Raw genomic sequence first — 13,634 nt, 5'->3', positions numbered from 1 at the left:
AGCCGGTGACCACGACTTCTTCGACCTGAGAGGCGCCCCCGGCGGGGTCCTGGGCCAGGGCCGGCGTGGCGGCGATGGCGGCCAAGCCGCCGATGACGGTGGAGGCCAGCAGGCGGTTGCGTGTGATGTATCGGTTCAAGGTCAATCTCCCAATGCCGAACCCGGCTCCGCGTCGCCGGTGGTCGGTCGACTCGGAATCCCCACACGGGGCCGGGCGTTGAGTTCAACCTATTCCGCCAAAGCAGTAGTCACGAAGAAGATATTGACCACAAGGTGACGGAAAATAGACAACGTCACACGACGAACACAAGAAATCTATTTGTATTATAGAAATCAAATACTGAATACTATTTACAACATTGAGAGCTTCAACCATCGCCGGACACGCGCGCGCGATCACCCGTCCCCTATCTGGACCGGCAGCGTTGGGTTCAGGCAGTGGCGGAATTCAGCCGACCGAGGCGTCGGCCCAGGTCACGATCTCGGCGTTGACGTCGCGCGTGGCGCTGTCGAAGGCTTCGACGATCGCACCCACGCGATTGGCCGCCGCGCGCCGCTCGACCGTGAACACGCGCTCGGCCGAGACGTCGCGGCCCGGCAGGGCCAGCATGCGCGCGCGAACCGTCACCACCACCGTGGGCGCGGCGCCCGGCGCCGGATACCGGGCCTCGAAGGCGCGCACATCCAGGGCCAGGGCGCGGGTCGCCGTCGTCGTCTCGCGCGTTCCGATCAGCCGCACCCGCGTCGACTGGCCCGAAAAGGCGCTTTCCAGACTGGCGGTGTAGAGATCGCGGGCGTCCGATATCCAGCGCGCGCCCTTGATATAGGCCGTCTGCGTTCCGGTGACGCCCAGGATCTTGTCGCCTTCAGTCGCCTGCGGAAACTCGATCCGACGCAGCGCCACATGCACCGGCGCGCCCCTGGCGGCGGCGGACGGCGCGACCGGCAGGCCGCCGAAACGATAGGTCTGCACCGGATCGGGGCTGGACAGCAGGGCGCACCCCGACAGCAGGGCGGCAGCCAGGCCGAGGCTGGCCATGCGGAACACGGTCGAACGGGTCACGGCTGAACCTCCATCTCCTTGGTCGGCGCGCGGCCGATGAACTCGCGCGGGCTGGCCCGCACCTCGTCGATCAGTTCTTCAAGCGAGCGGGTGGCGCCCTCCAGCCCCTGGATCGATTGCTGAAGCTGCGGCAGGCCGGTGGTGGCGAAATCACCCACGGGACCTTCCAGATCGCCGGTCATGCGGTTGATCGAGGCCACGGCCTGGCGCGCGTCCTCGGCGGCCTTGTTGATGTTGGCGATGGCCGCGCGGCCGTCGCCCTCGACCAGTTGCCGCGTGCTGACGCCCAGGCGTTCATATTCGGCGATGGCCGAATTGGCGCGGGTCAGGGCCTGCTCCAACTGCTCCAGCATGCCCTTGCGGGCCTCGAACTCGGCGGTGATGGCCTCGACGTTCTTCAGACTGGCCGAGAAGCTGCGGATGTTGTCGTCGCTGAGCACCCGATTGATGCGGTTCAAGGCGTCCACCGTCTGGGCCAGCACCGTGCCCGAACCGCTCAGCAGCTCGGCGATCGGCGACGGCTGGCTCTGGATCACCGGCACGACGCTTTCGGGGTACTGGCTCTTCAGCAGGGCGCTGTTCGGATTGCCCGCCGTGATCTGGATGTAGTTCAGCCCGGTGATGCCCTGCGGCTCCAACTGGGCGCGCGAGGTCACGCGCACCGGCGTGGTGGCGTCCAACCGGATGCGGGCGATGACCTGATCGCCCTTCTTGGGGTCCAGGTTCAGATCGGTGACCTCGCCCACGCGGATGCCGTTGAAATGCACCTCGCCGCCTTCCGACAGGCCGCGCACCGGGCCGTAGAAGACGATGTCGTACAGGTCGTAGTCGTTGTTGAACTGCAACCGGGCCAGCCAGATGCTGAACACCGCCAGGGCCGCCAGAAGGGCGACGGTGGCGATGCCGACGGCGGCGTAATGGGCGTCTCTTTCCATCTCTCGTCCTCAGGCCGCCTTAACGACGGCGCGGCCGCGCGGACCCAGGAAATACTCCCGGATCCAGGGGTGTTCCGATTTTTCGAGTTCCTGCACCGTGGCCTTGGCCACCAACCTCTTGTCGGCCAGCACGGCCACCTTGTCGCAGATGGCGTAGAGGCTATCCAGGTCGTGGGTGATCATGAAGACGGTCAGGCCCAGATCGTCCGACAATTGCCGGATCAGCTCGTCGAAGGCCGCGGCCCCGATCGGGTCCAGACCCGCCGTCGGTTCATCCAGGAACAGCAGTTCGGGGTCCAGCGCCAGGGCGCGCGCCAGGCCGACGCGCTTGCGCATCCCGCCCGACAGTTCGGCGGGCTTCAGATAGTGGGATTCCGGTCCCAGCCCGACCATGGCGATCTTCATCTCGGCCAGTTCGCGGATCATCGCCTTGGGCAGTTCGGTGTGCTCGACCAGGGGCGAGGCGACGTTGTCCAGCACCGTCAGGGACGAAAACAGCGCGCCCTGCTGAAACAGCACCCCCGTGCGGCGTTCGATGTCCAGCGCCTGGTCCTTGGTCAGGTCCGACCGGTCGTGACCGAACAGGCGGATGGTCCCCCCTTCGGGTTCCTTCAGACCGAGGATGGAGTTCAGCAGCACCGTCTTGCCGGTGCCCGAGCCGCCGACGACGCCCAGCACCTCGCCGCGCTCGACATCGAGATCGAGACCCTCATGGATGGTGCGTTCATCGAATTGGCTCAGCAGGCCGCGCACCTCGATCAGGGGTTCGCGGGTCCGTTCCTGCCGGCTCACAGGCCCAGCTCCAGGAAGATCATGGCGAAGACCGCGTCCAGGAAGATGATGGCGAAGATGGCCTGGACCACGGCCGCCGTGACTCGGCTGCCCAGGCTCTCGACATCGCCGCCGACGGACAGGCCCTGGCGACAGCCGATGGCGGCGATGACCACGGCGAACACCGGCGCCTTCACCATGCCCACGAACAGGTGCTGGTCCATCATCGGATCATCCAGAATTCTCTGAACGAAGAAGGACGGGCCGTAGTTGAGCTGGCTCCAGGTCACCAAGAGACCGCCCACGAGACCCGAGATGATCCCCACGAAGGTCAGCAGCGGCAGCATGACCACCATCGCCGCCAGACGCGGGATCACCAGGGCCTGGAACGGATTGACGCCCATGACCTGCATGGCGTCGATCTCCTGGTTCATCCGCATCGAGCCGATCTCGGCGGCGAAGGAGCTGGCCGACCGGCCCGCCAGCAGCACCGAGGTGATGACCACGGCGAATTCCCGCAGCACCGAAACGGCCACCAGTTGCACGGTGAAGACCCCGGCCCCGAACTGGGTCAGCAGATTGGCCCCCAGGAAGGCGATGACCGCGCCGATGAAGAAGTTGGTCACGGCGATGATCGGAATGGCGTCCAGGCCCGCCCGCTCGGTCTGGCTGACCCAGGCGGGCCAGCGGATGCGGCTCGGATGCTTCAACGCCGTTCCCGTGGCGACGATCAGCCGCCCCAGGAAGGCCATCGACAGGGTCATCTCGCCGACGATGTCATGGACGCCGCGGCCGACCTTGGCGAAGGCGCGGGTGAAGGCGTCGGCGCGCTGAGGGGGCGTGCCGCTCTGGCGCTCCAGCATTTCGACCATGGCGTAGATGCGGCCGGCCTCGGGCCGCGCGGCCCAGGCGTCTCGCGGCAGGCCGTTCTGGCCGCCGGCCAGGAACACGGCCAGGGCGCCGGAGGTGTCGAACCGGCCCATGTCGTCGAGGTCCAGACCGATGATGGGGCGGCCCGCCAGACTCTGGTTCAATCTTTGGGCGCTTCGGTCGATCCCGCCCGTGGTCCAGTCGCCGGTCAGACGCAGGGTCGCGCCGCCGTCTTCACGCTCCGAAATGTCGAAACCGGCCATCGTCATCCGCCCACAATAGCCCAGCCACGCCCGGCGCCTATGGCCTAGTCGGCTTGTCGGCACGCAACATGACGCTTGCGCGCCGGTTCGCGCCCGGAACTGACATTCCGGTCACAGGAAATCCGGCCCGTCATGACGTGAAGGCGGTCGGCGCCCGGCCCGTCAGGTCAGGAAGTTCAACAATGAGACCGAGCGCAGTTGATTGACCACCTGCGCCGCCGCCTGGATCGCCACCTGCGACAGTTGCAGGTCGGTGATGGCCTGGGCCATGTCGGCGTCGGTCTTGCCGGCCAGCACCTCGTCCAGGGCGGCCTTCTGATTGGTCTGGCTGGCGATGATGGCGTCGACCCGGTTCTGCATCGAGCCGTTGCGCGCCGCTGCGCCGGTAACCGTTTCGCGGCCCGTGTCCAGCCGCTTCAGGATGTTCGTCAGGAAGTCCCGCGTCGTGTCGCTGATCGTCCCGTTCAGCGGCGTGGTCTGGTGATAGGCCTGGATATCCTTGAAAATCTGAAAGATATCGGTCCCGACCTCGTCCGCCAGGACGCCGGTCTCCAGCACTGTGCTCTCGTCGATGCGCGACTTGTGCTTCAGCGTGTCGTTGGAGAAGACGTCCGCGACGGCGGGAACGGCGGCCAGGTCGGCCAAGGTCATGACGTCGACCGGCGCCGTTTCGACATTGCCCCCGGCGAACAGATAGCGCCCCTGGTGCTTGGCGTTCAGCCCGCCTTGGACCATCTGGAACTGGCCTTCGATCTCCAGCATCAGCCCGTCCAGACGCCCCGCGGCCAGGGCGTCGGCGATGGCCTGGCGCGCGCCGCCCGTGCCGTCGGCGACGCGGTTCAGGGCCAGATCCTGGGCCGACAGACGTTCACCCGCCGCTCCGGCGGCGTCCATGAAGCCCTGGATGCGGCTCTGGGTCGATTTCAACGCCGTCAGGGTCTCGGACTGGCGGCCGAAGCCGGTCAGGTCGGTGGCGATCCTCTGGCTCGACACCCGTTGCTGGGCCTCGTTCGCCCGCGTCTGGGCGAACATCAGATTGGCCAGGGCCGATTCATAGTTCCCAAAGGTCGAGACGCGGGTCATCACACCATCCCCAGCAAGACGTCGTACATGTCGCGCGCCGCCTGGATCAGGCGGGCGGAGGCGTTGAAGGCCTGCTGATAGGTCGTCATCAGCACCAGCTCCTCGTCCAGATTGACGCCCTCATGCGCCGTCTGGCGGCCCTTGGCCTCGGTGAACAGGGCGGTGGCGCTGTCGCGGCGGCTTTTGGCGACGGCCGCCTTGCCGCCGATGTCCCCCGCCAGTTCCGAGGCGTAGCGGGACACCGAGATCGAGCCGCCGCTGGAATCGCCCGACGCCAGGAAGGTCGCCGACCGTTGGCCCGCGTCAGCCAGCAGGGACGCGCCCCGCCCGTCGCCGCTGGACAGGGCGGGCGCGCCGGACGCCGCCGCCAGGTTCAACTGGGCCAGGGCCAGTTTCGACGGGGCCGAGCGAATATCCGAACGCAGGGAGAAGCCGTCGGCGCGGCTGGCGCGCACGCCGCCGCCGATGCCGAACATCTCGGTCATCGACACGCCGGACGGAACCTGGGTGGTGCGGTCCTCCAGCACCGACAGCTTCGGCGCGGGCGAGCCGTAGCCGGTGAATTTCAACACGCCGGTCGCGCTGTCGAAGGCGAAGGCGCCGAACCGGCCCACGCCGGTCGCCGGATCGTTCAGGGCGGTCAACAGGTCGCCGACCGTGCCCCCCGCCGGAACCGCCACCTCCAGATCGCGCAGGCGCGCGCCCGTTTCGCCGGTGAAGCGGAAGGTCACCGTCTCGCCCGCCGTGAAGCCGTGCGGCGACGCCGTGGTCAGGCCGATGTCGTAATTGCCGGGCCGGTCGCTGACGACCAGGTCGTTCAGGCCGAAATAGTGCGAAAAGCCGCGCCCGGCCTTGTTGCTGGGCGTCGCGGCGGCGTCGGCTATGGAGACGCCGTTCGATCCCGCCGCCTCGATCTTCAGCACCCCGTTCGCGAAACTGGCCGTCGCGCCGGGCAGTTGGGCGTTCAGCACGCTGAGGAAGGTGCTCGGCGTCGCGGCCGCGCCGTTGATCGTCATCGTCGCGCCCGAGAAGACGATCTGCGCCCGCGACTGGATCACGCCCGCGGTGTTGACCACGGCGATGTTGGTCGTGCCCGTGAAGCCGGTCAGGGCGCTTTCCAGCGACTGGCCGACGTTCTTGCCGGTCAGGACCGTCGGGGCGGGAACGGCCGAGTTGGCGTTGTGTGCGCGGTTCAACTCGTCGGCGACATGGGCCATCAGCTCGGCCAGGCGCTCGGCCGTCTGCGGCGCGTCGACGTCGCGCAGTTCGACCAGGCCCTTGATCTCGCCGGTGGTGATGCTGTCCAGCAGCGGCCGTTTCTGGCCGCGCGGCTCGGTCACCCAGATCTCGTTGAAGCTGGTCTCGGACGTCACCGTGCCGGCGCGGTTGTAGTCCAGCGTCGCATGGCCGTCGCCCGCCAGCAGCACGCCCCCGCCGGTGCGGATCGACACGCCCCCGACCGACCGTTGCGACACGCGGATGTCCATCAGTTCGGACAACTGGCCGATCAGGGCGGCCTGGGCCGTCTCGGCGCCCGAGGCGTCGCCGTTGGTCGCCGTCGAGCGGGCGATCTCGACGTTCAGCCCCTCGATCTGGGCCAGCAGGCCGTTGGCCTTTTCGACGGCGCTCTGAATGCGGCCGTCGGCGTCTTCGCGCGCGGCCTGGATCTGGCCCGAGATGCGCGTGGATTCGTCGAACAGGGCCTGGACCCGGAACAGGGCCTCCTGCCGCCGAGGCGACGAGATCGGGTCTTCCGCCGCCCCCGCGAAGGCCGAAAAGACGCCGTCGACCTGGCTGAAGAAGCCGCTGTCGCCGCCCGGATCGCCGAACAGCGCCTGAATGCGGTCGTACAGGTCATAGCGCACGCCCTGGCGATTGGACTCGCTGGAGGCGTTCAGGCTGGCGGCTTGCAGGAAGCTGTCGGTGGCCAGGCGGATGCGCGCCACCTCGACGCCCGAACCCAGGCCCTCATTGGTCAGGGCGACCTGTTCGGCGACCTTGCGGACATAGCCGGGCGTGTTGACGTTGGCGACGTTGTCCGAAACGACCCGCAATTGGGTCTGGGCCGTCTGCAAGCCGCTGTTGGCGATGTTCAGGATGGAGCCTAGCGACATCCGCGCGCCCCTTTCGCTTTATCCACGCCGGGGCGGGCGCCCGGCAGGCCCTGCCCGCCCGCGCGCATTTCTTGCCCGGCGCTGACGTCAGGCGTCGGCGCGTAGGCATTGAAAACAAAGGACATCGTGTTTCGCGTCCGGCTCATGCCCGATGAGGTGCGCAAGGGCCGGGCCACCGCGTCGCCCGGCAGGCCAGCCGGGCAAGACTCGACCGCCAGGGCGGCAAGAATCGACCTGAACGGCGCCGATCGTCACGTCGAGTTGAACATCACAATCGTTATAATTCAATGCATTGAGTGGTGATCCTGGAGTTGGCCCACGGCTTGCCACAGGTCGTCCGAATGTCCCCAGGCGCAGCAGGCGCCGCCCATCCGTTTTTCGAGCCGCCTGCACCGCATGTCCGCATCGTCCGTCCTTTCCGTGATCGCGCCCGTCGTCGGCGCCGCGTCCGCCTCGCTCGGGGCGGAGGACCAGGACGTGTCGGCCGAGTTCGCGGCGGTCCTGTCCGAAGCGGGCGAGACCGGGGCGGAGGCGTCGCCCGACGCCGCGGCCGTCACGGCGACGCCGGCTCCCGCCCAGCCCGCGCCCAAGATCGAAACGCCCAAGACGGCGTCCGCCGCCTTCATCCTGGTCCTGGAGGACGCCGTCGCCGACGCGTCGTCTTCGCAAGAGGCCGTGGCCGCGCCGCCGCTCGCCGCTGACGCAAGCGAAGCCGAAACGTCGCCTGAAGCGCCCGAAGCGTCGGATGCGCCCGTGACGAAGGCCAAAGACGCCGACGCCGATCAAACGCCCGACGCCGCGCTCACCGCACCGCCCGTCGTCACCTCCATGGCGGTCGCGCCCCAACCTTCCGCCGCGCCGACGCTCCAGGCCGCGACCGAAGCCGCCGCCGACGCCAGTGCGCCGCCTGCGACGCCGGCGCCCGCGAACGACGCCCCCGACGCGCCGACGCAGGCCGAACCCGCGCCCGCCGCCGCCGCCCAGACCGACGCCGCCCAGACGGCGCAGGCGGCGCAGACGGCCGCCACGCTGCAACCGCTCAAGGCCGAGCCGCCGCGCACGGCGCCGGTGATGCGTGAGGCGCGACAAGACAACGCCGCCGCCGACCCGGCCCAGACCGCCTCGGAAACGCCCAAGGCCGCCCAGGCGGCCGCCGCCGCGGCCTCGGCGGCCCGCGCGCCGGAACCGGCGGTTCAATCCCCCCTGTCGGCCCTGACCAAACTGTCCGAGACCGTGTCGGCGCCGCGCCTCGAACCCGCCGCCGTCAACGCCGCCGTCGCCGAGACCGCCGCTCACACGGCCGTCGAAACCGCGCCGAGCGCACCCGCCGTCGCCGCCTCGACCCTGTCGCGCGCCACGATCGAGACCACCGTGCATATCGCCGCCCAGATCGCCCACCGGCTGGAAGGCAAGCAGACCCGGTTCGACATGGTGCTGACCCCCGAGGAGTTGGGCCGGGTCGAGGTCAGCCTGGACATCGACGCCGACGGCCGCCTGGCCGCGCGCCTGGCCTTCGACAATCCCGCCGCCGCCGCCGACCTGCGCGGCCGGGCCGACGAACTGCGCCGCCAACTGACCGACGCCGGCTTCCAACTGACCGGGGATTCGTTGGAGTTCTCCGAGCGTGACGCCAACGCCTTTTCGGGCGGCGGCTTCGATCGCGGCCAGGACCGCGCCTTCTCCTTCGCCGGGGGCAAACGGCTGGGCGACCAGGCCGATCAGGCCGTCGCCGCCCGCCCCGCCGCCTGGATCAATCTGAGCCTGACGCCCGACCGCGTCGACATGAGGGTCTGACCGATGGTCGACGCCGTCACAACCGGCCAATCCACCAACCGCATCAACAGCGGCAAGACGATGATGGCCTCGAATTTCGAGACCTTCCTGTCGCTGCTGACGGCGCAGTTGAAGAACCAGGACCCGCTGTCGCCGGTCGATTCCAACCAGTTCACGGCGCAACTGACCCAGATGGCGGGCGTCGAGCAGCAACTGCTGACCAACGACCTGTTGACCAGTCTATTGGCCGCCCAGGGCAGCTCGGGCCTGACCGGCGCCGCCTCCTACATCGGCAAGACCGCCACCGCCGCCTTCGCCACCACCAAGCTGCAAGACGGCGCCGCGCGCTGGAGCTATGAGCTGGGCGCCGACGCCGCCTCGGCGCAGTTGCAGGTGCTGGACAGCTCGGGCCGCGTGGTCTGGTCGGGCGACGCGCCGGACAGGACCGAGGGCACGCACGACTTCGTCTGGGACGGCAAGACCACCGGCGGCGGCCAGATGGACGACGGCGGCGTCTACACCCTGAAGATCACGGCCAAGTCCGGCTCCGGCGCCGATGTCGACGCCCAGGTGCTCATCCGCGGCCGCATCACCGGCGTCGAACTGTACGACGGCCAACCCTACGCCACGATCGGCGGCTCGATCATTCCGTTGAGCCAACTGATCGCGCTGGACGAATCCGGCGCCTTCGACGGTCTCGGCGGCGACACCCCGACCACCCCCACGACCGGCGACGACGGCGAGAGCGAGAGCCTGCTGGCCTCCTTCGCCAACGCGCTGAACCCCCTGAAACTGCTGTCCTAGGAGTTCGACCATGAGCATCAACAGCGCCCTTCTGGCCGGTGTTTCCGGCCTGACCGCGAACTCGGCGGCCCTGGCCGCCATCTCTCAGAACATCGCGAACGTGAACACCGTCGGCTACAAGCGTAGCCAGGGCGAGTTCCAGACCGTGGTGAACAGCCAGAGCCAGGGGGCCGGCTATTCCGCCGGCGGCGTCCTGGCCACCGCCCGCCACTTCACCAGCCAGAACGGCCAGTTGCAGCGCACCAGTTCGGCCACCGACCTGGGCATCGCCGGCCAGGGCTTCTTCGTGGTGACCGAAAAGGCCGAGAACCTGGCCCCCACCGACGCCCGCCTGTTCACCCGCGCCGGGGCCTTCCGCGTCGACAACCTGGGCTATCTGAAGAATACGGCGGGCCTGTACCTGCAAGGCTGGCCGGTCGACGCCAACGGCAACATCAACACCGACCCGTCGGACCTGGGCCGCCTGCGCACCATCAACGTCGGCTCGGTCGGCGGCACGGCCGAGGCCACCACCCGCATCCAGTTGAACGCCAACCTCAAGTCCAGCCAGGCCGTCTCGGCCGAGGCGACCGACGCCGCCGCGATCCCGCCCGGCGCCAACGCCTATGATCCCAGCACCAACTCCATGGCCATGTGGAACCCCGAGACCGGCGCGGGCGTGAAGCCGGACTTCGAGGTCACCGTGCCGGTGTCCGATTCCAAGGGCGGTCAGCGCACCCTGGCCCTGTCGTTCCTGAAGAGCACCACGCCGAACCAGTGGTTCGCCGAAATCCGCGCCGTGCCCGCCGGCGACGTTCTCACCGGGGCCAATCTGAACAACGGCCAACTGAAGACTGGTCTCGTCGCCTTCACCCAGGACGGCCGTCTGGACGTCGACGCCATGACGGCCCTGGGCGCCAGCGCCCTGTTCGCCGATCCCGCCAACGCCACGCTGAATTTCGGCGCCTCGGACGGTGCGGCCCCGGCGGCCGACGGCTTCAACTGGGCGGCGAACCTGGGCATCGACGACCAGTCGATCGCCTTCGACCTGACCGCCGCCGCCGGCGGCCTGACCCAGTACGACAGCGCCTCGGTCGTCCAGGCGACCCTGACCAACGGCACCGCCTTCGGCAATCTGTCCGAGGTCAAGATCGACGAGAAGGGCTTCGTCACCGCCATCTTCGACAACGGCGTGACCCGTCAGATCGCCCAGGTCGCCCTGGCCACCTTCCCCAGCCCCGACAGCCTGACCAGCGTGTCCGGCAACGCCTTCCGCGTCAGCCAAGGCTCCGGCACCTTCAATCTGAAACAGGCCGGCACCGGCGGCGCGGGCCTGGTCGGCGCCTCGCAGCTTGAGGCCTCGACCGTCGATCTGTCGACCGAGTTCACCGGCCTGATCACCACCCAGCGCGCCTATTCCGCCTCGTCCAAGATCATCACCACGGCTGACGAAATGCTGGCCGAACTGATCAGCATCAAACGCTGATCTCAAAGTAACTAGTCGTTAGTCACAATGAATCGTCGCTTGAACAGTCCGAACAAGGCGTTTCGGCGAGGTAGGAATATTATTCCTTCCTTCACCACGACGCTTAAACGGCCCTTAGCGGCGGCTGGGTACATTCACGTTCAACGGTGGTTGGTGAATGAGGCTTAAGCCCATGCTGCAAGAGCGACGCCTGAACAGTAAAGGCGAACAATACGTGGTCGGACCTACGGGAATCCCGCTGACCCTCAACGACCTGCCTCCGGCCAATACGGATCGGTGGGTCATTCGGCGCAAAGCCGAGGTGGTCGCCGCCGTACGCGGCGGTCTGTTGAGCCTGGAAGACGCGTTGTCGCGCTATCGCCTGACGACCGAAGAATTCCTGGCCTGGCAGAAGGCCATCGACAAATGGGGCATGCAGGGTCTGCGCACGACGCGGATTCAAAGCTACCGCGCTTAAGGGTCCCCTCCTCCCCGGACCCATGTGGCGGCCGCATCCGGCGACGGGTGCGGCCGTCGCCGTTTTCACCCCTGCCCTCGAAATCGCCCCGCTTTCGCACTACATGGCGGCGATGACGCAGATCGAGCCGTCCTGCCCTATCCCGACCATCGCCCCCATGAGCGCCGAAGGCGACATGGATGCGGCGATCGCGGCCGCGCGCGCGGCGGTCGGCCTGCCGGTCGGCTCGCGGGTGGTGGCGGCCATGTCGGGCGGGGTGGACTCCACCGTCGTCGCCGCCCTGCTGCACAAGGCGGGTTATGACGTCGTCGGCGTGACGCTGCAGCTCTACGACCACGGCGCGGCCTTGAAGAAGAAGGGCGCCTGCTGTGCGGGGCAAGACATCCACGACGCCCGTCTGGCGGCCGAGACCCTGGGCATCCCCCACTATGTCCTGGATTATGAGAGCCGGTTCCGCGACGCGGTGATCGACCAGTTCGCCGACAGCTATCTGCGCGGCCAGACGCCGGTGCCGTGCATCCGCTGCAATCAGACGGTCAAATTCCGCGACCTGCTGGACGTCGCCCGCGACCTGGGCGCCCAGGCCATGGCCACGGGCCACTATGTCCGCCGCGCGGTCGGCCCGGACGGCCGCGCTCAGATGCGCAAGGCCGTCGATCACAGCCGCGACCAGTCCTACTTCCTGTTCGCCACCACGTCGGAACAGCTCGACTATCTGCGCTTCCCCCTGGCCGATCTGGAAAAGCCCCAGGTGCGCGGCGTCGCCGCCGAACTGGGCCTGAAGATCGCCGCCAAGCCCGACAGTCAGGACATCTGTTTCGTCCCGTCGGGCGACTACCGCACCCTGATCGACCGGCTGCGCCCGCAGGGCCGCGCGCCGGGCAAGATCGTGCACATGGACGGCCGCGAACTGGGCGAGCATTCGGGCATCACCGGCTACACCATCGGCCAGCGTCGCGGCCTGAACATCGCCGTGGGCGAGCCGCTGTTCGTCACCCGGCTGGACCCCGACACGCGCCAGGTCGTGGTCGGCCCGCGCGAGGCCCTGCTGACCGCCGCCCTGACGCTGGAAGAGACCAACTGGCTGGGCGACCAGCCGACCATCACGGACGCCGCCGCCGAGGGCGCGCCCGTGCTGGCCCGCGTCCGCTCGACCCGCCCGCCCTCGCCCGCCCGCCTGACCCTGACCGAGGGGGTCATCGGCGTGGCCTTCGCGACCGGCGAGGAAGGCGTGGCCCCCGGCCAGGCCTGCGCCCTGTACGATCCGGCCGATCCCGACCGCCTGTTGGGCGGCGGCTTCATTCAAGGCACGACGCCGGTTGTCTGATCCGCTGCATCTCGCCGCGCGCACCGGCTTGCCGGGCGACTGGCTGTATCTGCGCGAGCAGTTCCCGCGCGACCGCTGGACCACGGCTTCACTGCCTCCGATCGCCGGACACTGGTTGCAGATGCACGACGGTTTCCGTCGCCAGGCCGATCAGATGACGGCTCTGACCACGGCCTTCCGCGCCGATCCGGCCGATCCGGCCGGCCTGCACCGCGCCCTGATCCCGCTGCTGCAGGCCTTTCTCCAGCATCTGGACGGCCACCACCGGGTCGAGAGCGGCCACTATTTCCCCGCCTTCCGCACGCTCGAACCCCGCATCGCCGAGGGCATCGACCTGCTGGACCGCGACCACGACGCCGTCCACGCCCATCTGGAGGCGATGTTGAACGCGGGCCGGGCCTTTCACATGGCCGTTTCGGCCGGCGCGCCCGACGCCGCCGACGCCGCCCACCGCCTGGCCGACGCCCTGGACGCCGCCCTGCCCGCGCTGGCCCGTCACCTGGACGACGAAGAGGACATCGTCATCCCCCTGCTGGCCCTGAAGGGCGAAGCGATCGGTTGAGTCCAGCCCCTCTCCCGGCGGGAGAGGGCTTGAGCGCCCGAGAGCCGTCAGGCGAGCGGACTTGCGCGAAAGGGTGAGGGGCTACGGCCTGACGGGTGAGAGCCGACCCTCACCCTTTCGGCTGCACGCATCGCTACGCTCTGCGAG

The 13,634-nt window shown here is 68.5% G+C and carries 12 protein-coding genes; 6 read left to right on the top strand and 6 right to left on the bottom strand.

Features of this window, described 5'->3' with window-relative positions; translation table 11 throughout:
• Positions 1–448: 448 nt before the first annotated feature.
• The 6 genes from V7D63_RS04415 to flgK form a co-directional block, all read right to left on the bottom strand.
• On the bottom strand, positions 449–1,063 hold the full coding sequence (locus tag V7D63_RS04415) for an ABC-type transport auxiliary lipoprotein family protein (RefSeq protein WP_333591045.1): 615 nt from the start codon (positions 1,061–1,063) through the stop codon (positions 449–451).
• Entirely contained in the window at positions 1,060–1,998 is a 939-nt protein-coding gene (locus tag V7D63_RS04410) for an MlaD family protein (RefSeq protein WP_333591044.1), read from the bottom strand. The genes V7D63_RS04415 and V7D63_RS04410 overlap by 4 nt, the downstream gene beginning before the upstream one ends.
• A 9-nt stretch (positions 1,999–2,007) precedes the next feature.
• Positions 2,008–2,790: an ABC transporter ATP-binding protein gene (locus V7D63_RS04405; RefSeq protein WP_333591043.1), complete on the bottom strand. Its 783-nt coding sequence runs from the start codon at positions 2,788–2,790 to the stop codon at positions 2,008–2,010.
• A complete protein-coding gene (locus tag V7D63_RS04400) occupies positions 2,787–3,908 on the bottom strand; it encodes an MlaE family ABC transporter permease (RefSeq protein ID WP_333591042.1) in 1,122 nt (373 codons plus the stop codon). Before V7D63_RS04400 ends, V7D63_RS04405 begins: the two co-directional genes overlap by 4 nt.
• Positions 3,909–4,064: 156 nt before the next feature.
• Positions 4,065–4,985 carry a flagellin gene (locus V7D63_RS04395; protein ID WP_333591041.1) on the bottom strand — a complete coding sequence of 307 codons (921 nt, stop codon included), beginning with the start codon at positions 4,983–4,985 and terminating at the stop codon, positions 4,065–4,067.
• A complete protein-coding gene (gene flgK, locus V7D63_RS04390) occupies positions 4,985–7,099 on the bottom strand; it encodes a flagellar hook-associated protein FlgK (RefSeq protein ID WP_333591040.1) in 2,115 nt (704 codons plus the stop codon). The genes V7D63_RS04395 and flgK overlap by 1 nt, the downstream gene beginning before the upstream one ends.
• A 477-nt stretch (positions 7,100–7,576) precedes the next feature.
• Between flgK and V7D63_RS04385 the strand changes: the two genes are divergently transcribed.
• From V7D63_RS04385 to V7D63_RS04360, 6 genes are all read left to right on the top strand, one after another.
• The gene (locus tag V7D63_RS04385; RefSeq protein ID WP_333591039.1) at positions 7,577–8,893 is read left to right on the top strand and encodes a flagellar hook-length control protein FliK; all 1,317 of its coding nucleotides are present in this window, start codon (positions 7,577–7,579) and stop codon (positions 8,891–8,893) included.
• Positions 8,894–8,896: 3 nt separating this feature from the next.
• The gene (locus V7D63_RS04380) at positions 8,897–9,676 is read left to right on the top strand and encodes a flagellar hook assembly protein FlgD (protein ID WP_333591038.1); all 780 of its coding nucleotides are present in this window, start codon (positions 8,897–8,899) and stop codon (positions 9,674–9,676) included.
• A gap of 10 nt (positions 9,677–9,686) precedes the next feature.
• Complete coding sequence (gene flgE / locus V7D63_RS04375) at positions 9,687–11,141, top strand: flagellar hook protein FlgE (RefSeq protein WP_333591037.1); 1,455 nt, start codon at positions 9,687–9,689, stop codon at positions 11,139–11,141.
• Between the two features lie 172 nt (positions 11,142–11,313).
• Complete coding sequence (gene sciP, locus V7D63_RS04370) at positions 11,314–11,598, top strand: CtrA inhibitor SciP (RefSeq protein WP_333591048.1); 285 nt, start codon at positions 11,314–11,316, stop codon at positions 11,596–11,598.
• A gap of 157 nt (positions 11,599–11,755) precedes the next feature.
• Positions 11,756–12,925, top strand: a complete 1,170-nt coding sequence (gene mnmA, locus V7D63_RS04365; protein WP_333591036.1) for a tRNA 2-thiouridine(34) synthase MnmA — start codon at positions 11,756–11,758, stop codon at positions 12,923–12,925.
• Positions 12,918–13,487: a hemerythrin domain-containing protein gene (locus V7D63_RS04360; protein WP_333591035.1), complete on the top strand. Its 570-nt coding sequence runs from the start codon at positions 12,918–12,920 to the stop codon at positions 13,485–13,487. Before mnmA ends, V7D63_RS04360 begins: the two co-directional genes overlap by 8 nt.
• The last annotated feature ends 147 nt before the right edge of the window (positions 13,488–13,634 follow it).

Origin of the sequence: Brevundimonas sp., from assembly GCF_036732845.1 — a bacterium.
Taxonomy (GTDB): domain Bacteria; phylum Pseudomonadota; class Alphaproteobacteria; order Caulobacterales; family Caulobacteraceae; genus Brevundimonas.
The sequence above is the reverse complement of the archived record's forward strand: the minus strand, read 5'-3'. Positions and strand labels throughout refer to the sequence as shown.